At 67.7% G+C, this 26,273-nt stretch carries 25 protein-coding genes; 15 read left to right on the forward strand and 10 right to left on the reverse strand.

Annotation, left to right across the window (positions count from 1 at the left end; genetic code table 11):
- Complete coding sequence (ntrB, locus tag I1E95_RS06715; RefSeq protein WP_197166449.1) at positions 1-798, reverse strand: nitrate ABC transporter permease; 798 nt, start codon at positions 796-798, stop codon at positions 1-3.
- A 154-nt stretch (positions 799-952) separates the two neighbouring features.
- Positions 953-2,278: a CmpA/NrtA family ABC transporter substrate-binding protein gene (locus I1E95_RS06720; protein WP_197166451.1), complete on the reverse strand. Its 1,326-nt coding sequence runs from the start codon at positions 2,276-2,278 to the stop codon at positions 953-955.
- 367 nt (positions 2,279-2,645) lie between these two features.
- On the opposite strand from I1E95_RS06720, the gene I1E95_RS06725 reads away from it, so the two are divergent.
- On the forward strand, positions 2,646-3,503 hold the full coding sequence (locus I1E95_RS06725; RefSeq protein WP_197166453.1) for a DUF6671 family protein: 858 nt from the start codon (positions 2,646-2,648) through the stop codon (positions 3,501-3,503).
- Between the two features lie 104 nt (positions 3,504-3,607).
- On the opposite strand, the gene I1E95_RS06730 is transcribed toward I1E95_RS06725, so the two are convergent.
- Both I1E95_RS06730 and I1E95_RS06735 read right to left on the reverse strand, forming a co-directional pair.
- Positions 3,608-3,922, reverse strand: a complete 315-nt coding sequence (locus I1E95_RS06730) for a hypothetical protein (RefSeq protein ID WP_197166455.1) — start codon at positions 3,920-3,922, stop codon at positions 3,608-3,610.
- Positions 3,923-3,959: 37 nt separating this feature from the next.
- Positions 3,960-4,955, reverse strand: a complete 996-nt coding sequence (locus I1E95_RS06735) for a sodium-dependent bicarbonate transport family permease (protein WP_197166456.1) — start codon at positions 4,953-4,955, stop codon at positions 3,960-3,962.
- Between the two features lie 786 nt (positions 4,956-5,741).
- On the opposite strand from I1E95_RS06735, the gene I1E95_RS06740 reads away from it, so the two are divergent.
- The 7 genes from I1E95_RS06740 to I1E95_RS06770 all read left to right on the forward strand — a co-directional run bounded on the left by I1E95_RS06740 (position 5,742) and on the right by I1E95_RS06770 (position 12,862).
- Positions 5,742-7,481 (forward strand): diflavin flavoprotein, encoded by a 1,740-nt coding sequence (locus tag I1E95_RS06740; protein ID WP_197166457.1) that lies wholly within the window; start codon positions 5,742-5,744, stop codon positions 7,479-7,481.
- Positions 7,481-9,328, forward strand: a complete 1,848-nt coding sequence (locus I1E95_RS06745; RefSeq protein WP_197166458.1) for a diflavin flavoprotein — start codon at positions 7,481-7,483, stop codon at positions 9,326-9,328. Before I1E95_RS06740 ends, I1E95_RS06745 begins: the two co-directional genes overlap by 1 nt.
- 73 nt (positions 9,329-9,401) lie before the next feature.
- Positions 9,402-10,115: a rubrerythrin family protein gene (locus I1E95_RS17195; protein ID WP_197166459.1), complete on the forward strand. Its 714-nt coding sequence runs from the start codon at positions 9,402-9,404 to the stop codon at positions 10,113-10,115.
- Between the two features lie 71 nt (positions 10,116-10,186).
- The gene (locus tag I1E95_RS06755) at positions 10,187-11,248 is read left to right on the forward strand and encodes an alkene reductase (protein ID WP_197166460.1); all 1,062 of its coding nucleotides are present in this window, start codon (positions 10,187-10,189) and stop codon (positions 11,246-11,248) included.
- A complete protein-coding gene (locus I1E95_RS06760; RefSeq protein WP_197166461.1) occupies positions 11,245-11,967 on the forward strand; it encodes a pirin family protein in 723 nt (240 codons plus the stop codon). The genes I1E95_RS06755 and I1E95_RS06760 overlap by 4 nt, the downstream gene beginning before the upstream one ends.
- Positions 11,964-12,515 carry a DUF924 family protein gene (locus tag I1E95_RS06765; RefSeq protein ID WP_197166462.1) on the forward strand — a complete coding sequence of 184 codons (552 nt, stop codon included), beginning with the start codon at positions 11,964-11,966 and terminating at the stop codon, positions 12,513-12,515. Before I1E95_RS06760 ends, I1E95_RS06765 begins: the two co-directional genes overlap by 4 nt.
- 119 nt (positions 12,516-12,634) lie before the next feature.
- Positions 12,635-12,862 carry a hypothetical protein gene (locus I1E95_RS06770; RefSeq protein WP_197167596.1) on the forward strand — a complete coding sequence of 76 codons (228 nt, stop codon included), beginning with the start codon at positions 12,635-12,637 and terminating at the stop codon, positions 12,860-12,862.
- Between the two features lie 30 nt (positions 12,863-12,892).
- Here the strand turns inward: I1E95_RS06770 and I1E95_RS06775 are convergent, their stop codons facing one another.
- From I1E95_RS06775 to I1E95_RS06790, 4 genes are all read right to left on the reverse strand, one after another.
- Positions 12,893-13,207 (reverse strand): hypothetical protein, encoded by a 315-nt coding sequence (locus I1E95_RS06775; RefSeq protein ID WP_231594912.1) that lies wholly within the window; start codon positions 13,205-13,207, stop codon positions 12,893-12,895.
- 140 nt (positions 13,208-13,347) lie between these two features.
- Positions 13,348-16,260 carry an aminomethyl-transferring glycine dehydrogenase gene (gene gcvP, locus I1E95_RS06780; protein WP_231594962.1) on the reverse strand — a complete coding sequence of 971 codons (2,913 nt, stop codon included), beginning with the start codon at positions 16,258-16,260 and terminating at the stop codon, positions 13,348-13,350.
- A 162-nt stretch (positions 16,261-16,422) separates the two neighbouring features.
- Positions 16,423-16,812, reverse strand: coding sequence for a glycine cleavage system protein GcvH (gene gcvH / locus I1E95_RS06785; protein WP_197166463.1), 390 nt, complete (start codon positions 16,810-16,812; stop codon positions 16,423-16,425).
- Between the two features lie 52 nt (positions 16,813-16,864).
- Positions 16,865-18,139, reverse strand: a complete 1,275-nt coding sequence (locus tag I1E95_RS06790; RefSeq protein WP_197166469.1) for a methionine gamma-lyase family protein — start codon at positions 18,137-18,139, stop codon at positions 16,865-16,867.
- 259 nt (positions 18,140-18,398) lie between these two features.
- Here I1E95_RS06790 and I1E95_RS06795 point away from each other — a divergent pair, with 259 nt between their 5' ends.
- Entirely contained in the window at positions 18,399-19,322 is a 924-nt protein-coding gene (locus I1E95_RS06795; protein ID WP_370594587.1) for an acyl-CoA desaturase, read from the forward strand.
- Here I1E95_RS06795 and I1E95_RS06800 read toward each other — a convergent pair.
- Complete coding sequence (locus I1E95_RS06800; RefSeq protein WP_197166471.1) at positions 19,292-20,053, reverse strand: hypothetical protein; 762 nt, start codon at positions 20,051-20,053, stop codon at positions 19,292-19,294. The genes I1E95_RS06795 and I1E95_RS06800 overlap by 31 nt on opposite strands.
- Before the next feature lie 55 nt (positions 20,054-20,108).
- Here I1E95_RS06800 and I1E95_RS06805 point away from each other — a divergent pair, with 55 nt between their 5' ends.
- The 5 genes from I1E95_RS06805 to I1E95_RS06825 all read left to right on the forward strand — a co-directional run bounded on the left by I1E95_RS06805 (position 20,109) and on the right by I1E95_RS06825 (position 24,482).
- On the forward strand, positions 20,109-21,116 hold the full coding sequence (locus tag I1E95_RS06805) for a fatty acid desaturase (protein WP_197166472.1): 1,008 nt from the start codon (positions 20,109-20,111) through the stop codon (positions 21,114-21,116).
- A gap of 78 nt (positions 21,117-21,194) precedes the next feature.
- Positions 21,195-21,653: a 50S ribosomal protein L9 gene (rplI, locus tag I1E95_RS06810; protein WP_197166473.1), complete on the forward strand. Its 459-nt coding sequence runs from the start codon at positions 21,195-21,197 to the stop codon at positions 21,651-21,653.
- 111 nt (positions 21,654-21,764) lie between these two features.
- Entirely contained in the window at positions 21,765-23,231 is a 1,467-nt protein-coding gene (dnaB, locus tag I1E95_RS06815) for a replicative DNA helicase (RefSeq protein WP_197166474.1), read from the forward strand.
- A 53-nt stretch (positions 23,232-23,284) separates the two neighbouring features.
- Positions 23,285-23,848, forward strand: coding sequence for a hypothetical protein (locus I1E95_RS06820; protein WP_197166476.1), 564 nt, complete (start codon positions 23,285-23,287; stop codon positions 23,846-23,848).
- A gap of 88 nt (positions 23,849-23,936) precedes the next feature.
- Entirely contained in the window at positions 23,937-24,482 is a 546-nt protein-coding gene (locus I1E95_RS06825; RefSeq protein WP_231594913.1) for a cupin domain-containing protein, read from the forward strand.
- 48 nt (positions 24,483-24,530) lie between these two features.
- Here I1E95_RS06825 and I1E95_RS06830 read toward each other — a convergent pair whose 3' ends face one another.
- On the reverse strand, positions 24,531-25,394 hold the full coding sequence (locus tag I1E95_RS06830; RefSeq protein WP_197166478.1) for a transglutaminase family protein: 864 nt from the start codon (positions 25,392-25,394) through the stop codon (positions 24,531-24,533).
- A 71-nt stretch (positions 25,395-25,465) separates the two neighbouring features.
- Between I1E95_RS06830 and I1E95_RS06835 the strand changes: the two genes are divergently transcribed.
- A complete protein-coding gene (locus I1E95_RS06835) occupies positions 25,466-26,269 on the forward strand; it encodes a sterol desaturase family protein (RefSeq protein WP_197166480.1) in 804 nt (267 codons plus the stop codon).
- Positions 26,270-26,273: the final 4 nt, after the last annotated feature.

Consider the following 26,273-nt stretch of genomic DNA (forward strand, 5'->3'; position numbering starts at 1 on the left):
TCACTGGCCCGGGGTGAGGCGGCTCTGCAGCCAGGCCATGCCACGATCCAGCAGCAGACCGACGGCGCCGATCCAGATCACAGCCAGCACGATGTCGCTGACATAGTTCTGCTGATAGGCATCCCAGATGAAGAAGCCGATGCCGACGATGCCGGACATGACGATCTCAGCGGCGATGATCGCCAGCCAGGCCAGGCCGATCGAGATGCGCAGACCGGTGAAGATGTAGGGGAGAGCTGAGGGCAGCAGCACCTTGGTGAAGAAACGACCTTTCGACATCTGCAGCACCAGGGCCACGTTGCGGTAGTCCTGGGGGATCTGGCGGACCCCCTCGGCCGTGTTGATGAGGATCGGCCAGACCGCCGTGATGAAGATCACGAAGATCGCCGCCGGCTGATTCTTCTGGAAGATCACCAGGGCGATCGGAACCCAGGCCAGAGGCGCCACCATGCGCAGGAACTGGAAGAGGGGGTCGAGAGCCCTGTTCAGCGCCGGGCTCAGTCCCACCGTGATGCCTGCTGAGATACCCACCAATGCGGCCAGGACGTACCCCTGGGCCACGCGTCCCAGACTGGCCATGGTCTGCCAGAACAGTCCCTTGTCGAGGCCACCCCGGTCGTAGAAGGGATAAAGCAGCAGTTCGCGCGTGCGCTCGTCGGTCCAGAGGCTGAGGGGTCCCGGCAGGCGGGTGAGATTCAGGCTGGCGCTGAGTTGCCAGGCCAGCAGAAATCCGCCGATCCCCAGGAGGGGGTAAAGCCAGGTGCTGCGGTTGAGCATCAGCCAGCGGATGGGATTCATCGTGGATCCAGAGCGTGGCTGGGGAACGGAAACCATGACGCGGTCGTCCTGATGAGGAAGAGATGGATGGGACAGGCACGGCCGGGGCCCGGAAGGCCCTCGGCCATGAAGGGCCCCCGGTGCGGGTCCATGTGCCGGGGGCCTTGGAGAGAACTCAGCGCTTGATCTTCAGGCTGTCGAGGTAGGCCTGCGGGTTCTCAGGATCGAAGACGATGCCATCGAAGAAGGTCTCCTTGCCGCGGGAGGATCCAGTGGGGATGTCCCCGGCGGGAAGGCCCAGCTCGGTGGCGGCCTGACGCCAGAGGTCCTCCCGGTTCACCTTGTCGACCAGCGACTTGGCCTGGTCGATCGTGTCGAGCTTGCCGGGGTGGAACTTCCAGCGCAGCGACTCCACCAGGAACCAGAGACTCAGGCTCTTGTAGGGGTAGGAAATCACGCCCCGGTCGCTGGCCCAGTAGAGCGGCCCCAGCTTGGGATCGGTGGAGGGCTTGAGATCGGCACCCAGCTTGTAGTCGGCCTTGAGCGCGGGCACCAGCACCGAGACGGGAGTGTTGAAGTACTGGCGGGAACTGAGTATTTTCGCCAGTGCTTCCTTGTTCTCGGCCTTGTCGGCCCACTGCTGGGCCTCCATCAGACCCTTGATCAGAGCCACGGCCGCCTTCGGATGCTTGTCCACCCAGTCAGCGCGCACACCCAGGAATTCCTCAGGATGCACGGGCCAGATCTCGGCGGTGAGTGCCGCTGTATAGCCGATGTTGTCGGTCACGATCCGGAAGGGCCAGGGATCGCCCGTGCTGAAGGCCTCCATCGTGCCGTTGCGCATCCCCTGCAACGTCTCCGTGGAGGGCACGGTCAGCAGCTCGATGTCCTTGTCGGGATCGATGCCGCCGGCCCCGAGCCAGTAGCGGATCCAGAGGTCCTGGTTGGCATTGGGGTAGGTGTGGGCGGCCCGGAACTTACGGCCTTCGGTCTTGGGGAAGCCGAGGATCGTGGGGGCAGCGGGGGTGAGGTCCACCCGCAGATTGGCCTTCTTCAGGGAGTTCGAAACGGCGATGGCATTGCCCTGGCTGCTCAGCTGAGCCAGGACGTACATCGGCACCTTGTTGCCGTTGGTGATGATGCCTTCCGTGATCAGATGAGGCATGGGCAGCTGCCACTGACCGCCGTCGATACCACCACCGGCTGAGCCGATCACCACGTTGTCGCGAGCGGCGGGCCAGCTGGCCTGCTTGGCCAGCTTCACCTCGAGGCCGTGCTTGGCGAAGAACCCCTTCTCCACCCCCGCCACCAGCGCAGCAGCTTCCAGGATGGGGACATAGCCGAGGGTGATGGACTTGGTCTCGAGACCTGCATCAGCCACGGGGGCCGTGCCGGCAGCGGGTCCTGAGCTTTTCTCGGGTGGATTGCCACAGGCATTCAGCATCAGGGTGCCGGCCAGGGTGGCGCTGAGAACGGAAAGAAACTTGCGACGATTGAGCATGGTCAGGAAGGCAGGAGAAAGTGAAGGACGACACGGTGTGTCATCCAAGGAGGGCGGGATTCCGAGTGAAGAAAAGATCAGGCGGGCAGTCGGATTAGGACGTGGAGACAGAAATCCGAGCGCTTAATCGAGGGTCCTCAGGGATGGAACATGGGTCACCGTTGCGGCGGTTGCGAGACCTTAATCGCAAGTCTTGACCAGTGGACGTTCGGGCCTGGCAGAATTACGTATGCCAGCGATAAGTCCAGGCAATCAGTCGCACGAATCCACCGAATACAGGCACATCCAGTGCCCCAGAATTGGCCTCACCTTTCTTTAAGGTAGTGGCCTCAAATCCGGGCTCCAGCCCGGTGCACCACCCCCAGGAATGGAGTTTTACCGCGGCCGTGCAGCGGCACTGGCCACCATGCATGGCAAGGAGAGGGCGATCGCCCGCCCGTTCCGCAGCCTGCTCCAGCTGGATCTGGAGCGGCCCGTGGGGCTCGACACGGATCGGCTCGGCAGCTTCGACGGGCGGCAGCCGCGGCTGGACGGAGCAGAGGCGATCTGCCGCCACAAGGCCCTACTGGGCATGGAGTGGCTGGATCTGCCGCTCGGCCTGGCCAGTGAGGGCAGCTTCGGCCCCCACCCGGCTCTGCCCATCCTGGCGGCCGGCCTGGAGGTGATGGTGTTCCTGGATCAGGAACGTGGCCTGGAGATCTGGGAGCGACTGGTCGCCCGCCGCACCAATTTCGACCACCGCTGTGCCGCTGAGCTGGCGGAGCTGGAGGGCTGGCCTCAACGGGTGGGCTTCCCCGCCCACGGCCTGATCGTGCGCCCCGATCAACCCTGGCCTGGCGCCGACGATCTGCTCTTCAAGGATCTGCAGGATCATCATCAGCTGGCTGAGGCGATCGGCGCAGCCGCAGCCGGCTCGAGCAATGGCCGGGCTTTGGTGGAGACCGACATGCGCGCCCACCGCAACCCCACCCGCATGGCCTGCCTGCGCACCCTGGCCACCAGGCTGGCCAGACGGATCTCCACCCCCTGCCTTGCCTGCGGCGCTCCGGGCTGGGGGGGGGTGGAGCTGGTGCCTGGCCTTCCCTGCGGCTGGTGCGGCAGGCCCACATCCCTGGCGCGCGCCGAGCGCTTCGGCTGCGTCAGCTGCTCCCACACCGAGGAGCGCCCCCGTCCCGATGGATGGGCCGAGGCCGATCCGCAGCACTGTCCGCTGTGTAACCCCTGATCGTCACCGCTGCGTGCGTGGAACCCGCGCCGCCGCTAGGACGACCTGAAACGAAAAATCCCGACCATGTGCAGGCACACAGCCGGGATAGAAAACAGATCAGATCAGAACTTGTGATCGCGCAGGGCTTCCACCTGGTAGATATAGGTGATGATCGAGTAGTCCGCGTAAAACTTGGCTGCAATCTCGTTGGTAATCTTGTCGGCCAGCTCGCGGGTGCCAGTGAGCACCTCGATTTTTACATTGGAGAGAGTATGCGAGACGATTGGATCTCCCGTGGAGCGCACATTGCGGCTGCCTTCCCCTCCAGCTGCATTCACAGTGTACCCGGTGGCACCTGCCGCCTTGATCAGCTTGATGAGTTTCTTGGAGAGGATTTCCTCCCCAACGATCACCAGCTTCCAGACCTGTTGGCTCATGACTTTAAGTTGCGATTGGTTTTAATTTGAAAGAAGCCTAACCACCGATCATCTGAGCAATCCCAATGAACAGAGGGATGCAGATGGCGATCGCCACCGGAGTGCCGATGGCCGTGGAGGCGCCGATATAGGCGGAGGGATTCGCCGAGGGAATGCCAGCGCGAAGGGTCGGCGGGCCGGAGATATCCGAGCTCGACGCGGCGATCACCGCCAGCACGACAGCGCCACCGATGCTGAAGCCCGTGATCTTGTGAATGACAAGGCCGAGACCGAATGCCAGAAAGCCATGCAGGATGGGTGCGAAGAAAGCATAGATGGCAAACCACTGGGCAACCTTGCGCAGCTCATTCATGCGCTGGGCGGCCTCCATCCCCATGATGATCATCAGAATCGACAGGAAGCCGCGGAACAGAGGATTGAAGAAGCTCTCATAGACGGGCTCTGGCTTGGTGAGAATGCCAAGGGCCACACCCAGAAGCAGCGACGTGACGGCGGAGCTCTGCACGCTTTCCTTGATGATCGACCAGATCTCGACTTTCTCGGCAGCCTTACCGGTCGTCTTGCTGAGGTAGACGCTGGCCACCACGATCGCTGTCACCAGGGCCGGGATGTCCATGAAGGGATACAGGGCTGCCGTCCAGGCCTCATAGGGGATCTTGGCGGTATCCAGCTGCGGCAGAACAGCGGCCAGAGTGGAGCCACTCACCGCGCCGAACAGGCCACCTGTGGCCACAGCGTCAGGCACGTTGATGCCTGGAAGTTTCCCCAGGGTGTAACGACCGATGAACACGATCACAATGCCAAGCGCCACAGCCGCGAGTGCCGGAAGGAAAATCTCGGCGGGGTTGGAATTGCGAATGGCGATGCCACCGGTCAATCCGATCTTGAGCAGCAGGAAGAAGGTGATGAACCTGTAGATCGAATCTGGAATGGCCAGCTGGCTGCCGAATGAGGCGACGACCATGCCTCCGATCAGGAAGCCAAGTGTTGGAGACTGAAGCTGCTTGATGAAAAGTGTGATGAATTCGGTCAAGTCAGATCCTCTGATGTTTTGATGATTTAGGACATTGGGTGAGATGGAGACATGGGACGAAAAATGTCCCATGTTTACAACCAGATTGATGGGCCTCAGCCCGCGTCAGCCAGCGGGCCGGCAGGCGCCGGATCCGCTGTCATCGCCATAGGCAGGAACGAAGCCACCTGCCGTGATTGAAATGCCCGGGAAGAGCCCAGGACTGCGAAACGTCGGCTGCAGTCAGACGTCGTGATGTTCTCTACCCTGGTGGGTGGTGAACATGAGGGTCTCAGGCGGATGGGCCTGGCCTCACGCTTAATCCTGATCTGTGCCGGGAAAGTTCAAACGAGCCGTCCCGTTGGCGGCGCCTGTTCAGTCAAGTGTCATGGGTGCTTGGCCGAAATGGGAAGGGAGGTGATTGATGGTCATGCCAGTCGCCGGAAACTGGGCAGAGTGCCAAGGCAGTTCGCGACTGGGCTGGGGCTGGAGGACCGAATTCCCTGAGGATTCAAGAGCCCTCAGAGGTGTGACATGGCTGGCGAATAAATTAAGTTCGGGAGACGTTAATTCCATCCCTGTGGCACTGGGCGCCTTGTTAAGCAAAGAGTTCATATCCAACGGATAAGCGTGGATTATCTGACGGCACAGTGATCGACGCATGGAAGGCGAAGCCGCAATGCCTGCCCAAGCCGTGCCTATGGCGGCCATCAGAAGGCCGAATCGGCCTGGGCCCTCCCGGGCACCTCAGGAAACAAGGAAATCCCGACGGCGTTTCTAGAGTCGACGTCCCCGCAGACGCCGTCGATGACTGTCGCCACCGCTGCACCCCCGCGCCTCTCCCTGCAGTGCGAGGCGATCGGGCCCGACACCACCACGATCCGCTCCCTCGACTGGGACCGCAGCCGCTTCGACATCGAGTTCGGCCTGCGCAACGGCACCACGTACAACGCCTTCCTGGTGCGCGGTGAGCGCACCGCCCTGATCGACACCAGCCATCTCAAGTTCGCGGGCACCTGGCTGCCCCTGCTTGAGGAGCAGATCGATCCGCTGGCGATCGATCACCTGATCGTGTCCCACACCGAGCCGGATCACAGCGGCCTGATCGGCCACCTGCTGGAGCGCAACCCCGAGATCGAGATCGTGGCCTCCAAGGTGGCGATCCAGTTCCTGGCCGATCAGGTGCACCGTCCCTTCCGCAGCCGTGCCGTCAAGAGCGGCGAGGAACTCGACCTGGGCACTAACCCAACCAGCGGCGTGCAGCACCGCTTCGAATTCCTGAGTGCCCCCAACCTGCACTGGCCCGACACGATCTTCTCCTTCGATCACGGCACCGGCATCCTGTACACGTGTGATGCCTTCGGTCTGCACTACTGCGGCGACGACATCTACGACGTGGATCCCGGCGCCATCGCCCCCGATTTCCGCTTCTACTACGACTGTCTGATGGGGCCCAACGCCCGCAGCGTGCTGCAGGCCCTCAAGCGCATGGACGCCCTGCCGCCGATCCGGATGATCGCCACCGGCCACGGCCCGCTGCTGCGCGATCACCTGGGCCTCTGGACCGGCGACTACCGCGACTGGAGCAGCCAGCGCAGCGCCGGCGAAACCTATGCCGCGGTCTGCTACGTGAGCCAGTACGGCTTCTGTGACCGGCTCAGCCAGGCGATCGCCCGCGGCATCGGCAAGGCCGAAGCCCAGGTGCAGCTGGTGGATCTGCGCGCCACCGACGCCCAGGAACTGGCGGCCCTGGTGGGCGAAGCCAGCGCCGTGGTGGTGCCCACCTGGCCGGCCAAGACCGACCCGGACCTGCAGCAGTCGATCGGCACCCTGCTCGCCGCCCTCAAACCCAAGCAATGGGTGGCGGTCTACGACGCCTACGGCGGCAACGACCAGCCGATCGACAGCGTCGCCACCCAGCTGCGCAGCCTTGGGCAGAAATCAGCCTTCGAGCCGCTGCGCATCCGCCAGGTTCCTGACGGCAACGATTACCAGCGCTGCGAGGAGGCCGGCACCGACCTGGGCCAGCTGCTCACCCGCGCCCGCACGATCGCCGCGATGAAATCGCTCGATGGCGACCTCGACAAGGCCCTCGGCCGCCTCAGCGGCGGGCTCTACATCGTCACCGCCCGCCAGGGGGAGCGCAGCAGCGCCATGGTGGCCAGCTGGGTGAGCCAGGCGAGCTTCGATCCTCCGGGGATCTCGATCGCCGTGGCCAAGGACCGGGCCATCGAGGCCCTGATGCAGGTGGGTGACCGCTTCGTGCTCAACATCCTGCGCGAGGACAACCACCAGGAGCTGCTGCGGCACTTCCTCAAACGCTTCCCGCCGGGTGCCGACCGTTTCGCCGGGGTCTCCACCCTCGATGGGGTCTCGGCAGGCGGTCCTGTGCTGGGCGATGCCCTGGCTTTCCTGGGTTGCCGGGTGGCCCAGCGCATGGAGGGACCCGACCACTGGATCATCTACGCCGAGGTGGAGGAGGGCACCGTGGCCGACAGTGAGGCCACCACCGCCGTGCACCACCGCAAGGTGGGCAACCACTACTGATGGCCTCCTCCTCCCCCGCCGCGCGCCCCTCCGCCGCAGCGGGCACAGACCGGCATGTGATCGTGCTGCCGATCGAGCCGGGACTGATCTGCCTGCGGGGCCTCAGCCCCAAGCGTCTGCGCTTCGAGGTGGAATACGGCCTGGAGCGGGGCACCACCGCCAATGCATTTCTCTTCGAGGCCGGCAGCAGGACAGGTGGCGCCCCGATCCCCCCGGTGCTGGTGCATCCGCCGGGGGCCTCCTTCGCGCAGCCTTTCCTGCAGCAGCTGGCGGAGCTGGTCCCGGCCGACGCGGCGCTGAAGGTGGTGGTCGGCCACCTCAACCCGAACCGGGTGGCGCTGCTGCGGGAGCTGGCGCTGCGCTGGCCGGCCCTGATGCTCGTGGCCTCCAACGCCGGCGCCAGGCTGCTGGAGGAACTCTGGAGCCAGCGCAAACCCGCCGCCAGCGATGCGGAGGCTGAGCCCCCACTGCCGCCGCTGCCGCCGATCGATGTGATCAAGCAGGAAGTGAGCCGGGAGCTGGCGAACGGCTACCGGCTCACCCTGATCCCCACCCCCACACCCCGCTGGCCCAGTGCCCTGGTGGCCTTCGAGGAGCGCACCGGCCTGCTGATGAGCGGCAAGTTCTTCGCCGCCCACCTCTGCAGCGAGAGCTGGGCCGAGGCCAACCGCGACAGCACGGAGGAGGATCGCCGCTACTTCTACGACTGCCTGATGGCGCCGATGGCCCGCCAGGTGGAAACGGTGGTCGACCGCCTCGATGAGCTGGCGATCCGAACGATCGCGCCGGGCCACGGTCCGGCGATCAGCGAAAGCTGGCGCAGTCTGCTGGCCGATTACCGCCGCTGGGGTGAAAGCCAGGAGAAGGCCCAGCTCTCGGTGGCCCTGCTCTATGCCAGCGCCTACGGCAACACCGCCGCCATCGCTGACGCCCTGGCCCAGGGGGTGGCGCGCACAGGGGTCCGGGTCGAGAGCCTGAACTGCGAATTCGCGCCCCCCGAGCAGCTCCTGCAGACGATCCGCGGCTGCGACGCGCTGATGATCGGCTCCCCCACCCTCGGGGGCCATGCCCCCACGCCGATCGTTTCGGCCCTGGGCACCCTGCTGGCGGAAGGCGACCGCGAGAAACCGGTGGGCGTGTTCGGCAGCTTCGGCTGGAGTGGCGAGGCCATCGATCTGCTCGAGAGCAAGCTGCGCGACGGCGGCTTCCGCTTCGCCTTCGAGCCGATCCGGATCAAATTCAGCCCCGATGGCGCCACCCTCAAACGGCTGGAGGAAACCGGCACGGCCCTGGGACGAGACCTGCAGCAGCGTCAGAAGCGCCAGAAGCGGGTGGCCGGCGGTGGCCTGAACGAAAGCCGCAGCAACCCGGCGGTGCTGGCGCTCGGGCGCGTGGTGGGCTCCCTCTGTGTCCTGACCACACGCAAGGGGGAGGGAGCGAGCGCCCTGTCGGGGGCGATGGTGGCCAGCTGGGTCAGCCAGGCCAGCTTCAGCCCACCGGGCCTCACGGTGGCGGTGGCCAGGGACCGCGCCGTCGAGGCGCTGCTGCACGTGGGCGATGTGTTTGTCCTCAACGTGCTGGCCGCCGGACGGGAAAGCGGACCGATGAAGCAGTTCCTGCAACCCTTTCCCCCCGGTGCCGACCGTTTCGCGGGGCTGGAGCTGGAGAGCAGTCCGGGAGGCCAGCCAGTGCTGCCGGAGGCCCTGGCCTGGCTCGAGGCCCGGGTGAGCCAGCGGATGGAGTGCGGGGACCACTGGCTGATCTACGCCGTCGTGAGCCAGGGCGCCGTGCTGGATCCCACAGGCACCACGGCGGTGCACAAGCGGCGCAGCGGCGCCAACTACTGATCCAGCTAACTCATACTCAGTCCGACTTAGTGCTAGGGTCTGGGGAGACCGGCCAACCCGCTCCTCTGTGTCCATGGATCTCTCCAACCCCCTCACCAGCGCCAACCTTGAAGCCGCCTTCGGCGGCGAGAGCATGGCCAACCGCAAATACCTCTTCTTCGCCGATCTGGCCAAGAAGCTCGGCCATGCGGAGCTGACCCGGCTCTTCCGCGACACCGCCAACCAGGAGACCGAGCACGCCTTCGCCCACTTCCGCCTGCTCCATCCCGAGCTGGTGGTCGACGATCCCGCCAGCCTCTCGGACGAGCAGAAGCGGGCGGTGCTCGCCCGCTGCCTGGAACTGGCGATCGAAGGCGAAACCTACGAGTACACCACCATGTATCCGGAGTTCGCCGCCGCGGCCCGCGCCGAACGCGATGCCACGGCCGAAGCCGAATTCAACGAGCAGATCGCCGAATCGGAAGACCATGCCGGAGTCTTCCGCAAGGCCGCCAGCAACTTCGGCTTCCTCACCCCCATCGAGCACCACCATGCCGACCGCTACGGCATCGCCCTGAAGGCCCTCTCCGGTGAGGGCAAGGCCGGTGAGGCCAGCCAGCCGCTGCCCGGCCTCTGGATCTGCAAGGTCTGCTCGATGATCTACGACCCCGCCATCGGCGATCCCGACTCCGGCATCGCCGCCGGCACCCCCTTCGAAGCCATCCCCGACGACTGGGAATGCCCGATCTGCGGGGTCCGCAAGGCCAGCTTCGAGCCCTACCGCGAACCTGAGCTGCTGGCGGCCTGATCCCTGTCCTGACTCGATCGCCGGCTGCCCCCGAGCGCCGGCCTCATCTCCGACACCCGCACGTTTCCCCGATGGCCGACCTGTTCACTCCCCTGCGGCTCGGCCCCCTGGAGCTGCCCAACCGGGTGCTGATGGCCCCCCTCACCCGTTCACGGGCCGAGGCGGGCCATGTGCCGGGCCCGCTGATGGCTGAGTACTACGCCCAGCGGGCTTCGGCGGGACTGATCATCGCCGAGGCCACGATGGTGATGGAGGGGGAGTCGTCGTTCATCCGTGAACCGGGCATCCACTCCCAGGCCCAGATCGACGGCTGGACGCTCACCACCGACGCGGTGCATGCGGCGGGAGGCCGCATCGTGCTGCAGCTCTGGCACGGGGGACGGGCCTGCCACCCGCTCCTCAACGGAGGCCGGCAGCCGGTGGCCCCCAGCCCGATCGCCATCAGCGGCGATGAGATCCACACCCCAGAGGGCAAGAAGCCCTACGTGGTGCCGCGGGAGCTGGCCGACGCGGAGCTGCCCGCCATCGTGGCCGGGTTCCGCCAGGCGGCCCGCAACGCCATCGCCGCTGGTTTCGACGGTGTGGAGGTGCACGGCGCCAACGGCTATCTGCTCGATGAATTCCTGCGCGACGGGAGCAACCGCCGCGCTGGCCCCTATGGCGGTCCGATCGAGAACCGGGCCCGCCTGGTGCTCGAGGTGATCGAGGCGGTGCGCCAGGAGGCGGAGCTGGTGGGACTGCGGATCTCGCCGCTCAACAGCTACAACGCCATGGTCGATTCCGATCCGGTCGGCCTCAGCCGCTGGCTGGCGGAGCGGCTCAATGGCTGCGGTCTGGAGTACCTCCATGTGATGCGCGGCGATCTCCTCGGCCAGCAGCATGGGGATGTGCTCGCGCCGGTGCGCGAACACTTCAACGGCACCCTGATCGCCAACATGGGGTACGACGGCAGCGAGGCCAGCGCAGCCATCGCCGCCGGCACCATCGACGCGGTGGCCTTCGGCACGGCCTTCCTGGCCAACCCCGATCTGCCCGAGCGTCTGCGGCGTGGGGCCCCGCTCAACAGCCCCGACCCCGCCACCTTCTACACCCCGGGCCCCGCCGGATACACCGACTACCCCGCCCTGCCATGACCACCACCCCACGCACCGCAACCCTGCTGCGCCCGGCGGCCGAGCGCTTCCACGGCCGGCTCGACTGGCTCGAGAGCTGGCACACCTTCAGCTTCGGCCACCACTACGACCCGGCCTGGATGGGCTACGGCCCCCTGCGGGTGATCAACGAGGACACCATCGCCCCGCACCGTGGCTTCGGGATGCATCCCCACAGCGACATGGAGATCATCACGGTGATGGTGGAGGGGGAACTCAGCCATCGCGATTCGATGGGCCATGGCGCCGTGCTGAGGGCGGGGGAGGTGCAGCGCATGAGCGCCGGCACCGGGGTGGTCCACAGCGAGATCAATGAATCGGGACGCCCCTGCCGGCTGCTGCAGATCTGGATCGAGCCCAGCAGCCGGGGCATCAAGCCGGCCTATGAGCAGAAGGCCTTCCACTTCGGCGACGACTGGACCCTGGTGCTCGATCCCCAGGAGACCCAGGGGGCCATGGCGATCCACCGGCCGGTGCGGCTGTGGCGGGCCCGGCCCGGCGAAGGCGTCAGCCTGGAGCTGCCCCTGATGGCCGGGCGCCAGGCCTGGCTGCAGCTGATCGATGGTGCCGTGGAACTCAACGGCCCGGATGGCAGCCGGCTCCTGGAGGCCGGTGATGGCCTCGGCTTCCTGGCCAGGGGATCAGGGGCGCTCACGGCCAGGGCTGCCGGCACCGATCTGCTGCTGTTCGAGCTGGCATGAACGGGCCGGACGCCCACGATCTGCTGCACTTCTGGTTCGAGGAGTGCCGGCCGGTCCAGTGGTTCCGCAAGGATCCAGGCTTCGATCAGCAGGTGCGCGAGCGCTTCGGGGCGCTCGGCGAGCGGGCCCTGGCCGGGGAGCTGCGACCGTGGGCCGACGATCCCGACTCAGCACTGGCGCTGGTGCTGTTGCTCGATCAGCTGCCCAGACAGCTCTGGCGCGGGACGCCCGAGGCGTTCTCCGGGGATGCCGCGGCCTTGGAGCTGAGCCTACGGGCCCTCGCCATGGGCTGGATCGAAGCCGAACCCAGGCGCGAGCGGCGCCAGTTCTGGCTGATGCCCCTGATGCACAGCGAGGACCTGGCGATCCAGGACCAGGGGCTGGAGCTGTTCGAGCGCTTCTGTGATGCCGAAACCACGGCGTTTGCCCGCCGCCACCGGGATGTGATCGCCCGCTTCGGGCGCTTCCCGCACCGCAACGAGGTCCTTGGGCGCAGCTCCAGCGCCGGTGAACTGGCGTTTCTGAAGCAGCCAGGCTCCCGCTTCTGACGACGGGAACGGCAATTCATGACAAATCATGACCGTTTTTCGGAAAGGCAGCCTGTGATGCTGCGCCTGATCAGCCCTGCCCCTGCAATGGATTCCGACGTTCCATCGCGCGCCTGGTCATGGCGACCCACGATCCCTACGCCCCTGCCCTGCGTGTGGTCCCCGATCTGGAACCCAAGCGCTGGATCGTTCGCTACCGCGGCTTCGTGCTGATGCCCCAGGCCGATCTCACCTGGCTGGTGCGGCCTGAGCGCAGCCCGATGCCGGTGCTGCCGTTCCGCACCCCCGCCAGCTCTCTGGCTGACGTGAAGGCCCTGGTCGACTGGCGTCTCACCCGGGCTGCCTGAGCCGGACAGCAGACCTGGCCCCTGAGGAGCTCAGGCCGCCTGGGGCGGCGTGGGGGTGGGGCCGCCGGCTGCCTGGAACGTCAGCACGACAGTGGCCCAACGCTCCGGGCGCTCGCTGCGACGGCGCTTGGCCTGACGCACTCCGAAGGGGACCCGCAGCACATTGGTGCCCTCTTCGCGGAAGATCTCTCCCCGGTCGTGGGAATGGACAAGGGCGGAGGGCACCGCCGGCAGGGACGGACCCGGCCTGGTCGTCGACCCCGGCTGACTGGCCGCCTGGGCATCGGCCCTCACCAGGCGACGAATGGCCGCAGGACCGGAAGTGTCGTCGTTGTTGCCGTTCATGGATGGGTCGGCGTGGCCAATGGGCGGGTCGGAAGGAGCAGCGGAACCGGAACTTCCGGGCGCATTTCTCACAGATCAACGAAAAGAAGCAACCCCTGGATTCAAAAGAAAACCTGTGGATTGATCAACTTGGCGGGATCTTAACGCCCATGGCCAGCCAGGGCTGGTGCCGTGGCTACCCCTTCCGGGACCGCCCCCAGGGGCACCGCCGCCAGCTCCTCCACCGATGGGCAGGTGCAGACCAGATTCCTGTCGCCGTAGGCGTTGTCGATGCGGGCCACCGCCGGCCAGAACTTGGTGGCGTGCTGGCCCTCCCCGGCGGGGAAAGCGGCCTGCTGCCGGCTGTAGGGACGGCCCCAGTCATCGGCCGTGACGGCCGCCAGGGTGTGGGGCGCACGCTTGAGCGGGTTGTCGAGGGGGTCCACCTGGCCGGCCTCGATCGCCGCCGTTTCGGCCCTGATCGCGATCAGGGCCTCGCAGAACCGATCGATCTCCGCGAGCGATTCGCTCTCGGTGGGCTCCACCATCACCGTGCCGGCCACGGGCCAGCTCACGGTGGGGGCATGGAAGCCGTAGTCCATCAGACGCTTGGCCAGGTCATCCACCTCCAGACCGGCACTGCGCTTGAGCGGTCGCAGATCGAGGATGCATTCATGGGCCACCCGACCGCCCGGTCCCCGGAAGAGCACGGGGTAATGGGGCTCAAGGCGCTCGGCGATCACGTTGGCCGCCAGCAGGGCCATGGAGCTCGCCTGGCGCAGACCCGCGCCCCCCATCATGCGGATGTACATCCAGCTGATCGGCAGGATGCCGGCGCTGCCCCAGCGGGCCGCCGCCACCGCGCCGATGCCCTGGGCCTGACCGGGCAGGAAGGGCACCAGGTGAGCGGCCACCCCGATGGGCCCCACCCCGGGGCCACCACCGCCGTGGGGGATGCAGAAGGTCTTGTGCAGGTTGAGGTGGCAGACATCGGCGCCGTAGAGGCCCGGCTTGGCCAGGCCCACCTGGGCGTTGAGGTTGGCCCCGTCGAGATAGACCTGGCCGCCATGGCGGTGGATCACGTCGCAGAGACGGCGGATGCCGGGCTCGAACACCCCGTGGGTGGACGGGTAGGTGACCATCACCGCCGCCAGGGAGGCGGCATGGGTCTGGGCCTTGGCCTCCAGATCCACCAGGTCGATGTTGCCCTTGTCGTCACAGGCCACAGGCACCACCCGCAGGCCCGCCATCACCGCGCTGGCCGGGTTGGTGCCATGGGCGCTGGTGGGGATCAGACAGACATCGCGGTGATCGTCGCCGCGGCTGCGGTGCCAGGCGCGGATCACCAGCAGGCCCGCGTATTCCCCCTGGGAGCCGGCATTGGGCTGCAACGACACGCCAGCGAAACCGGTGATCACCGCCAGCCAGCTCTCCAGATCAGCGATCAGACGGGCATATCCCCTGGCCTGGGAGGGCGGCACCAGGGGGTGCAGGTCGGCGAACTCGGCCCAGCTCACCGGCGCCAGCTCGGCGGCAGCGTTGAGCTTCATCGTGCAGCTCCCCAGGGGGATCATCCCGTGCACCAGGGAGAGGTCGCGGGACGCCAGGCGCTGGATGTAGCGCAGGAGCTCGGACTCGCTGCGGTAGCGCTGGAAGACGTCCTGCCGCAGCCAGGGGCCCTGGCGCAGGGGCAGGCCCGCCAGCAGCTCCTGATCAGCGGGCAGCTCGGCCAGCAGGGCGGCGGCCGAAGGGGCTTCGGCAGAGGCGGCGGCGGCGAACAGCGCCAGCAGCTGGTCGATCTCGGCCTCATCGCTGCGCTCATCGAGGCTGAGGGCCACCCCCTCCAGCACCCCGACCGGGGACATGAGCGGCCTGAGGTTGAAGCCGGCGGCCTCCGCCCGCTCCAGCAGCGCGGCGGCTTCGGCCGTGAGCACGCTGAGGGTGCCGAAGGCCGGGCCGGCATCGAACTGGAAGCCGAGGCGAGCGAGCCCCAGGGCCAGGGCGGCACGCAGGCGCAGCACCCGCCGGGCGATGGCGCTGAGCCCCTCGGGCCCGTGGTGCACGGCATAGAAACCGGCCATCACCGCCAGCAGCACCTGGGCGGTGCAGATGTTGCTGGTGGCCTTGTCGCGGCGGATGTGCTGCTCGCGCGTCTGCAGAGCCAGGCGCAGGGCCGGCCGGCCCTCGGCATCGAGGGAGCGGCCCACCAGACGGCCGGGGATCTGGCGCTTGTGGGCCTCGGTGGTGGCGAAGAAGGCGGCGTGGGGTCCACCGAAGCCCAGGGGCACCCCGAACCGCTGGCTGCTGCCGATGGCGATGTCGGCGCCGAGGGCACCCACGGGCTCCAGCAGCACCTGGGCGAGGGGATCGATCGCGACGGTGACCATGGCGCCGGCCTCGTGAGCCGCCGCGATCACCGCCGTGGGATCGAGGAGACGACCACGGCTGCCGGGCAGTTGCAGCAGCACACCGAAGACATCGGAGCCGAAGAGCTGATCGCCAGCAGCGGCCGCGCTGCTGCTGGCTGAAGAAACCGTGGCTGGATCGAAGGTCTCGATCAGAATCCCCAGGGGCTCGGCCCGGGTGCGCAGCACCTCCAGGGTCTGGGGAAACACCTGCTCATCCACGAGGAAGCGGCGGGCCTCGCCGCGGCGGCAGGCACCGGCACTGAGCGACATCGCCTCGGCCGCCGCCGTGGCCTCGTCCAGAAGCGAGGCGTTGGCGATCGGCAGGGCTGTGAGCTCGCTGATCAGGGTCTGGAAATTGAGCAGGGCCTCCAGCCGCCCCTGGGCGATCTCCGCCTGGTAAGGGGTGTAGGCGGTGTACCAGCAGGGGTTCTCCAGCACATGGCGCTGGATCAGGGCCGGGGTGGCGGTGCCGTAATACCCCAGGCCGATCAGGCTGCGACGCACCTGGTTGAGGGAAGCGATCCGGCGCAGTTCCGCCAGGGCCTGGGCCTCCCCGACGCCCTCGGGCAGATCCTGCTCGGCGGCGCTGGCTGGAATCAGGATGTCAGCGGGAACGACTTCCGCCACGAAGCCCTCCAGATCGGTGCAGCCCACGCGCTCGAGCATCCGGGCCTGCTCGGCGGCGGATGGGCCCAGATGGCGTTGCAGAAAAGGAGATGGACCCCGGGGGGCGCCGGCCACGGCGCTGTCGCTGCTGCTCTCGACGCTCACGCCACCCGGTCCGGCTTAGCGCAGGATCCTAGGGACTTCGCCCCGGCAGACCAGCCTTCAGGAGCCCGCCAGCTTGGCGCGGTAGCTGTCGGGCTCCAGCAGATCGTCGAGCTGGGTGGGATCGCTGGGGCGCAGCAGCAGCAACCAACCCTCCCCATAGGGATCGTTCTGCAGTTCCTCGGGGCTGGAGAGCACCGCCTCGTTGCGCAGCTCCACGGTGCCGCTGATCGGGGCGTACATCTCCTCGACGGCCTTGACCGATTCCACCGTGCCGAAACTGCTGCCGCGCTCCAGCTGAGTGCCGGTTTCGGGCAGTTCCACGAAGACGATGTCGCCGAGCTGGTCGACGGCGAAGGCACTCACCCCCACCCTCACCAGCTCCCCCTCCGGGCGCACGTATTCATGGCTGTCGGCGTAGCGGCAGTCGTCGGGGACCTGGAGGGCCATCGCGGACCGGAAGACGGTTGGGTCCAGTGTGGCTCCCGGGGGGCCGGCGCGCTCAGGAGCACCCTCCGGGGCCCAGCGCCGCCAGGGCCCGCTCCAGCGCCAGGGCCACGTGGCTGCGGTGGGTGCCGCCCTGGGTGAACAGCACGTAGGGCTCGCGCAGGGGGCCATCGGCCGAGAACTCGCTGGTGCTGCCGTCGATGAAGCTGCCGCCGGCCATCACCAGCTCACTGGCGTAGCCGGGCATCGGCGCCGGCACCGGATCGAGATAGCTCCCCACCGGCGAGCACGACTGGAAGGCCCGGCACACACGGATCAGGGGCTCGGGGGCACCGAAGCGCACCGCCTGGATCAGATCGCTGCGCTGCTCCCCCACCCGGGGCTGAACGGCAAAGCCCAGATCGCTGAAGACCGCGGCGGTGAGTTCAGCGCCGATCAGGGCTTCCGACACCATCTGGGGCGCCAGGAACAGCCCCTGGAACAGCAGGCGATAGAGATCGAAACCGGTGCCGCCCTCGCTGCCGATGCCGGGTGCCGTGAGCCGGCAGCAGGCCTGCTCCACCAGCTCGGCGCGGCCGGCCACGTAGCCGCCGGTGGGAGCGATGGTGCCGCCGAGGTTCTTGATCAGCGAGCCGGCGATCAGATCGGCTCCCACCGCCGTCGGCTCGAGGCCCTCGACGAACTCTCCGTAGCAGTTGTCGACGAAGCGGATGCAGCCCGGACGGAGGGCCTCCACCCGCTCGCAGAGACGGGCGATCGACTCCACGCTCAGGGAGGGCCGCCAGCTGTAGCCGCAGCTGCGCTGAATCAGCACCATGCGCGTGGGCGGCGCCAGGGCCGACGCCAGGCCGTCCTCATCCACCGCGCCGGCGACCGTGAGCGGCAGCTCGTCGTAATGGATGCCGAAGTCGGCCAGGGAGCCCTGACCATGGCCACGCAGACCGATCACCTCCTCGAGGGTGTCGTAAGGGCGGCCGGTGAGGGCGAGCAGGCGATCACCGGGGCGCAACACACCGAACAGGGCGGCGGCGATGGCATGGGTGCCGCTGACGAACTGCAGGCGCACGGCAGCGGCTTCGGCTCCGAGCACCCGCGCGAAAACCCGATCGAGCGCCTCCCGGCCCAGATCGCCATGGCCGTAACCGCTGACGGAGGCGAAGTGGTGGGTGCCGAGCCGCTCGGCGGCAAAGGCGTCAAGCACCCGCGCCAGGGCCGGCTGGACGGCCGCGGTGCGGACCGCCGCCAGCGGAGCGATCCGCTCGGCGGCGGCGGCCACCCGATCCCGGGCCCAGCCGCTGTGGGCTCCCGCGCTCATTGCCGCTGTCGTCATGGCCTGAAACCGGCTCGCGGCGCCATGCTGCCTGGGGGCTTCCTCCACGCCGCTAGATTTCACGGCGATGCATCGGCTACATATCCGCCGACATCCCAGGCCAGGGTCACACCTCAGCCTGATGGGTTCCCTGCAACGGGATCGCCCGCCGCAGGGGAGATGACGGACTCAAGCCTGCGCCACCATCGCGAGAGTTCATTTGGTTGCCGCTTCAGATCCAGCATCCGCCTTGCCCCAGATCGGGTCTGCGGGTCAGGCCCTGCGGGGCCACGCCGCCGAGCATCAGGACGCCGCCATCCGCGCGTCGGTGAGCGGGCGCCGTCAGCCTCTGCCCCCCAGCCAGCGCAAGTACAAGTTCGGCACCACCAGCTTCATGCTGGCGATCCACGTGGGTGCCGTCTTCGCCCTGCTGCCCCGCTTCTGGAGCTGGCAGGGGGTGCTGGTGCTGGCGGCCCTCTACTGGACCACGGTGCTGGGTGTGACCCTGGGGCTGCACCGCCTGTTGGCCCACCGGAGCTTCGTGGCGCCGAAATGGCTCGAGCGCTCCCTGGTGCTGATGGGCAGCCTGGCCTGCCAGAGCGGACCGATCGAGTGGGTGGGTCTGCACCGCCACCATCACAAGTATTCCGACCAGCCCAATGACCACCACGATGCCGGCCGCGGCCTCTGGTGGAGTCACAGCGACTGGATGCTCCACGACATTCCGGCGGTGCGCCAGATGGGTCGCTTCACCGGCGATCTCCAGCGTGATCCCCTCTACCGCTGGCTCGACCGCTGGTTTCTGCTGCTGCAGGTGCCCCTGGGTGCCGCACTCTGGTGGTACGGCGAGCGGGCCGGCGTGCCCGGCGGCGGGCTGGGTCTGGTGCTCTGGGGCATCCCTCTGCGGCTGGCGATCGTCTATCACGTCACCTGGCTGGTGAACAGCGCCACCCACGCCTTCGGCTACCGCAACTTCGACAGCCCCGACCTCTCGCGCAACTGCTGGTGGGTGGCGATCCTCTCCTTCGGCGAGGGCTGGCACAACAACCACCACGCCCACCCCGCCAGCGCGCGCCACGGCCTGCGCTGGTTCGAGTTCGACATCACCTGGCAGCACATCAAGGTGCTGCGCGCCCTGGGTCTGGCCAAACGGATCCGGGTGGCCCATGTGGGTCAGCCGCTGCCCTCGGCCACCAGCTCCTGACGGATCGCTTCGGCCAGATCCTCCCGGCCCGTCTGCTGCTGCAGGCGGGCTTTGTGGCGCAGCACCTCCAGAAAGCGGTCGGCGCTGATCTCCTGCTCGGCGGCCACCCCCAGCCCCACCAGGGTGCGGTGCAGGTCCATCAGCTCGGCATCGAGCTCGGCGGCGCTGTAATCACGCTGGCCGCTCATCACCGCCGCGAAGCGCTCCCGGCGCTGGGTCTTGGCCACCGGGTAGGCCGCCAGCACCTGGTCGCGGCAGAGCCGCCAGGGCCGCCCGGCGCAGAGCAACTCGGCCAGGGCGAAACTGAGGCCTGCCGCTTCGTCCTCGGCAATGCGCAGATCGAAGGCCCGTGGCGGTGGCACCAGGCCCACAAAGATCTCCAGCAGATCGCCGGGTCCCAGGGGCACTCCGTCGTCGCTGAGCAGGGGCAGGGCCCCCTGACCCAGGGCCTCGATCAGGTCGGGGTGGCCGGCCAGGGGGGTCCCGTGGGCATCGGCGCCGGCCGCCAGCCACTGGTTGATGCAGCCAAGAGCCAGGAACACCTCAGGGCCGGGAGAGGCGAGCTTGCGGTTGCGCAGCATCGACACCTGGGAGGCGTGGATCCGACCCAGGTCGAGCACCTCCGCCAGGCCGGGCAGCACCCGGTGAGACCAGCCGTTGCGCTCATGCCAGGCTCTGATCAGATACGAAAAAGCTTCACGCCCTGATTCGATTTCTACCTGATATCCCAACTGATCTGGATTCGTACTGCTACCATTCTAAAAGACCGATCAGGACCAAGCCCGCATGACCGCCACCGTTCGGCGACCCTCCCCCCCTTCAATCCGCGCCGTCCCTGCCGCGAGGCCCGCAGCCACCCGCCCCTCCGGTGTCGCCAGCCTCGCTCCCGCCGCGCTCTCCCTCTCCAGAGCCGAGGCTCTGCACCGCCCGCGACGCGGCGAACCCACGCCCTCGGCGCCCAGGGGCACCCGCTGGGCCACCATCGGCTTCATGGCCGTGGTCCACGTGCTGGCGCTGGTCGCCCTGCTGCCCCAGTTCTGGAGCGTGCCGGCCGTCACCAGCATGCTGGTGCTCTACTGGATCACCGGCTGCCTCGGGGTCACCCTCGGCTATCACCGCCTGCTGGCCCACCGGGCCCTGCGGGTGCCCCAGTGGCTGGAGCGCTTCTTCGCCACCTGCGGCGCCCTGAGCTGCCAGCACGGTCCGATCGACTGGGCCGGGCTGCACCGCCACCACCACAAGTTCTCCGACACCGACGCCGACCACCACAACAGCCACAAGGGCTTCTGGTGGAGCCACATGGGCTGGATGTTCGAGGAGATTCCGGCCATGGCCGCCGTGCCCCGCCTCACCGGTGATCTGCAGCGCGACCCCTACTACCGCTGGCTCAACACCAATTTCCTGCTCCTGCAGATCCCTGTCGGCCTCCTGCTGTTCTGGATCGGCACCGTCACCGGGGCCGGCGGCTGGGCTCTGGTGCTGTGGGGAATCCCCCTCCGCCTGGTGGTGCTGTACCACTGCACCTGGCTGGTGAACTCCGCCACCCACTGCTGGGGCAGCGTGTCCCACGCCAGCGGCGACGAGTCACGCAACAACCCCTGGGTGGCGGCCCTCACCTTCGGCGAGGGCTGGCACAACAACCACCACGCCTTCCCCCATTCAGCCCGCCACGGCTTCGGCGCCCGCCAGTTCGACCTCACCTGGCAGCACATCCGTCTGCTGCGAGCCCTGGGCCTGGCCACCCAGGTGCGCCTGCCCGCCGCCGCCGGCAAGGCAATCCAACCGGTGATCTAGGATCGCTGATCGCTTCAGGATGCGGGCCGTCACGCCGGCGGTCCCTGCCCGATCCCTTGTTCCCGCCGTTCTGTTTCCATGGCCAAGCGCGTCTCCGTCGTCCTCAGCGAGGACGTTTACAGCCTCGGCAAACAGGGGGACCTGGTGGAGGTGGCTCCCGGTTACGCCCGTAACTTCCTGCTGCCCCAGAGCAAGGCCGTTGCCGTCACGGCCGCCGTGCTGCGCCAGGTGGAGCACCGCCGCGCCAAGGAGGCCGAGCGCCAGGCAGCCCTGAAACAGGAGGCCGAGGCCTTCCGCACAGCCCTGACCACGATCGGCCGCTTCACCGTCAAGAAACAGACCGGTGGCGACGACGTGCTGTTCGGCACCGTCACCAACGGCGATGTGGCCGAAGCGATCGAAGCCGCCACCAAGAAGGAACTCGACCGCCGCGACATCTCCGTTCCCGAGATCCACCGCACCGGCTCCTACAAGGTGCAGGTGAAACTGCATCCCGAGGTCACCGCGGAAATCAACCTGGAAGTCGTCAGCCACTGAGCTGGCGCCCGTTCAGGACGTCCGTGTCCGCGCCGGTCCCCTGCGGGCCGGCGTTTTCTTTTGGCGGCCGCACGCACCGCCGCACTCCCAGCCTGGACCTAGCCTCAGCCGATGGTGAGTGTTCCCCTGCCGGCCCCTGAGGGCGGCCCCGAGTGGGGCCCCGCTGGCGCGCATGGCGACACGGCGCCACCCGCCGCCGCCCTGACACCGTCCTTTCGGCGCCGCGGCCGGGACCAGGACGAGGCCCGCTTCGAGGCCCTGCCCGATCAGGTTCCCCCTCAGAACCTGGAGGCGGAGGAAGCGGTTCTCGGCGGCATCCTGCTCGATCCCGATGCCCTCGGGCGCATCGCCGATGTGCTGCGGCCGGAGGCCTTCTACCTCGGCGCCCACCGGGAGATCTACCGCACGGCCCTGATGCTGCACGGCCAGGGCAAACCCACCGACCTCACGGCCATGGCCGCCTGGCTGGCCGACACCGGACAGCTGGAGAAAGTGGGCGGCAGCAACCGGCTGGTGGAGCTGGTGGAGCGCACCCTCAGCACCGCCTCGATCGACCAGGTGGCCCGCCTGGTGATGGACAAGTACCTGCGGCGGCAGCTGATCCGCTCCGGCAACGAGGTGATCAAGCTCGGCTTCGATCAGGCCAAGCCCATGGAGCAGGTGCTGGATGAAGCCGAGCAGCAGATCTTCGCGATCAGCCAGGAAAAGCCCTCCGTGGGGCTCACCCCCACCGCCGAGATCCTCACCAGCACCTTCAACGAGATCGAGAGCCGCTCGCTCGGCACCTCGGTGGCGGGCATCCCGGTCAACTTCTACGACCTCGACGCCATCACCCAGGGACTGCAACGCAGCGATCTGATCATCGTGGCCGGCCGGCCGGCGATGGGGAAGACCTCGATCGTGCTCAACATCGCCAAGAACGTGGCCCAGATCCACCAGCTGCCGGTGTGCGTGTTCTCCCTGGAGATGAGCAAGGAGCAGCTCACCTACCGGCTGCTGTCGATGGAGGTGGGCATCGAGAGCGGCCGGCTGCGCACCGGCCGGCTGCAGCAGGAGGAATGGCCGCTGCTGGGCCAGGGCATCAACACCCTCGGCCAGCTGCCCCTGTTCATCGACGACAAACCCAACGCCGGGGTGCTCGAGATGCGCTCCCTCTGCCGCCGGCTGATGGCCGAGCAGGGCAAGGAACTGGGCCTGATCGTGATCGATTACCTCCAGCTGATGGAGGGCTCCACCCCCGACAACCGGGTGCAGGAGCTGTCGCGGATCACGCGGGGGCTCAAGGGCATGGCGCGGGAACTGAACGTGCCGGTGATGGCCCTCTCCCAGCTCAGCCGCGGCGTGGAGAGCCGCACCAACAAGCGGCCGATGCTCAGCGATCTGCGCGAATCGGGCTCGATCGAGCAGGACGCCGACCTGGTGCTGATGATCTACCGCGACGAGTACTACAACCCGGAGACGGCCGATCGCGGCATCACCGAGGTGATCGTGACCAAGCACCGCAACGGTCCCGTGGGCACGGTGAAGCTGCTGTTCGAACCCCAGTTCACCCGCTTCCGGAACCTGGCTGCCCCCTGACCCTCGCCCGCCCGCACCGGCATCAACATGGGGGCCGATTCCCCTGCCGACCGATGAGCGAGCCTCCAACCAGCCACTCCGGCCATCCCGGCGCAGGGGGCAATGGCCCAGGCGGGCTTTCGCCGGCAGCCATGGGCTGGGTGCTGGCCCTGCGCTGGCCCGTCGCCCTGGTGGCCGCCGTGGGGATCGGGGCGACCTCCCTGGGCCGGATTCTGCAGGAGCCGATCAAGATCGAACTGGTGTCGAAGAGTCCCTTGCCGGTGTCAGCCCAGGTGGATGTGGACTCCTTTGACAACCCCCTGGTGATCGACAGCATCAACAGCCCCATCCGCACCGCTCCCATCAGGACGATTCCGATCACCGCGACGGTGACGATGGCGGAACCGATCGGGCTGGCCGACTCGCCCCTGAAGGTGAACGTGCCGGAGCTGAGCCGGGGGATCGGCGTCGCCGTCCAGGGTCCCGTTGACGCCAGGGTCACCACACCGGTCACAGCCCAGGTCAGCGGCGCGGTGAACGCCCAGGTGACGGGCGATGTGGGAGCCACGGTGCAGGGCCAGGTGGACGCCACGGTGATGAACAAACTGGATCACACCCGCGTCCGGATCGGGTTCTGACCCGTGGCTCAGCCTCCGGTGAAGGCGCGGAACAACGCTGGTTGCGGCCGTTCGGCGCCCCTAACGTTGTGGCAGATGCTGGACCGCCATGGCCAGGTCCCGGAGCGGGCACAGTCCCTCCCTGGTCCTCACCCGCGCCGCCGCAGCAGGACTGGCTGGCCTGGGGATGGTCACGGCGGCCGCTGGGCTGCGCGCCGATGACGTGATCGGCACACCGGGCGACGGCGGCATCATCACCGTGCGGCCGAGCAACAGCATCGTGAGCCGGCAGCGGCTGGGTCAGTTCGTGGGCATCTCCGGCGCCAACAGCGGCGCCAAGGGGCTCTCGCTCAACCGCGTGGTGATCCCCCCGGGCGGCAGCGCCGCAGCCCATCGTCATCTGGGGTCGGAGTCGGCGATCTACCTGGTGCAGGGCACCGTGCGCACCCGCTATGGCGAGCGCCTGGAGCATGCGGTCGTGAACCGGGCCGGTGATTTTCTGTTCATCCCGGCCGGGGTCCCCCACCAACCCACCAACCTCAGCAGCAGCGAGGCGGCTGTGGCGATCGTGGCCCGCAACGATCCGGATGAGCAGGAGCATGTGGAGCTGATCGACGCGGTGACGCCGGCAGCGCCGTCCGCTCCCTCGCCCTGATGCCAGGAGCAGCCGCGCACAAGCCCGGTGCGTTCATGGGAAGACCGCTCAGGGCGACCCCTCCAACCTCGTCACCCACACCCCCACGCTGAGGGTCGCCCCGCGCGGCCCAACGAACGAACCCGCCACGGGAGGTACGGCCTCGGGGTGGCGAGCCACGGCCACGGCCATGTGGTGAGGTCCCGCGAGGCCGCCGGTGGTGGGATCGAAACCCTTCCAGCCCGCTCCGGGCAGGTACACCTCTGCCCAGGCGTGGGTGGAGCCGGTGGCTGCGGCCGCGGCCGGATCATGGAGATAGCCGCTCACGAAGCGGGCGGCGAGGCCCAGCTGGCGGACCGCCTCCATGAACAGGGTGGCGAAGTCGCGGCAGGAGCCTGAGCCAACCGCCAGGGTTTGCTCCGCCGTCTGCACGCCCGGTTCCTCGCGGCGCTGATAGCGCAGGCTGGAGTGGATCTGAGCGCTGATCCGCTCCAGCAGCCCGTAGGTTTCGATCCCCTCGCCAGGCTTGAGAAGATCCGCCACCCAGCCCGCCAGCCGTGGAGACGAGCCGGCCCCGGGCTGCCGGCGGTAGGGGGCCAGCAACGGCTGGTCGTCGTCGCTGTAGCGGAAGGGAAACCGCACCGCCTCCTCATCCACCAGGAAATCCAGGGGGGCCTGGTGGTACTGCTGGACCACCAGTTCGCTCTCGATCAGCAGCTGAGCCGCGGGCTCGCTGAAGCTGGCGATCGCCACCGAATTGTCCTCCGCGTCGCGGTGCCAGCGCAGCCTGGCCGGCGGTGTGATGAGCAGGCGCGAGGATTCGATCCGCAGTTCGTGGCCCTCCCGCGGCCTGAGCCGCAGTGCATGGGCGTCAAGCCGGACGAGCGCCCCGAAGCTGTAGGTGGTGAGGTGCAGGATCCGGAAGCGCTGCATGGCCGTGGTTGTTCAGGGCAGTGAGGGGTCCCTAGGCTGGGGGTTGACGCCGCTGATGGGACAACCAGTCCATGCCGATCGCACAGATCGACACCGAAACAGTGATCCGTTCACTCGGTGATCACTCTTTCTTGTTCTACGGACTTGTTTTCTTCGGCATCATTCTGGCCCGCTACTTTCTGCTGGCCGGTGGATCCTGGTGGTGGCTGTATGCCCGCTCAGCCCCCCCGGATCCCGGATCAGCCCCCCCCGGGGCCAGTGACATCCGTGCCGACATCCGCCTGTCCGTGCTCTCGGCGGCCGTGTTCGCCCTGGCCACCGCCAGCGTGCTCACCCTCCAGAGCCATGGGCTCACGCGCCTCTACGCCAGGCCCGACACCTACGGCTGGTGGTACCTGGCGCTGAGCTATGCCGCTGTGCTGATCCTGCAGGACGGCCTCTACTACGCCACCCATCGCTTCTTTCACCACCGCTGGCTTTACCGCTGGTGCCACCACGGTCACCACCGCACACGCCAGCCCACCCCATGGACCTCCTTCGCCTTCGATCCCCCCGAAGCCGTGGCTCAGGCCCTGGTGCTGGTGCTCATGGTGATGCTGGTGCCCCTGCACCTGATCACCCTGATGGCGGTGCTGAGCACCATGACGGTGTGGGCGATCGTGAATCACCTCGGCCTTGATCATCTCCCCAGCGGCTTCCCCCACCACTGGCTGGGCCGCTGGGTGATCGGACCTGCCCACCATTCCCTGCATCATCGCCACCCGGGTGTGCACTTCGGGCTCTATTTCACGCTCTGGGACCGGATCGGCGGCACCGAAGATTCCAGCTACGCCGCCGCCGTCGAGCCACCCGACGATCTGAACGCCATACATTGACCTG

It is taken from the genome of Synechococcus sp. CBW1107 (genome assembly GCF_015841355.1).
Classification (GTDB): Bacteria; Cyanobacteriota; Cyanobacteriia; order PCC-6307; family Cyanobiaceae; genus Regnicoccus_A.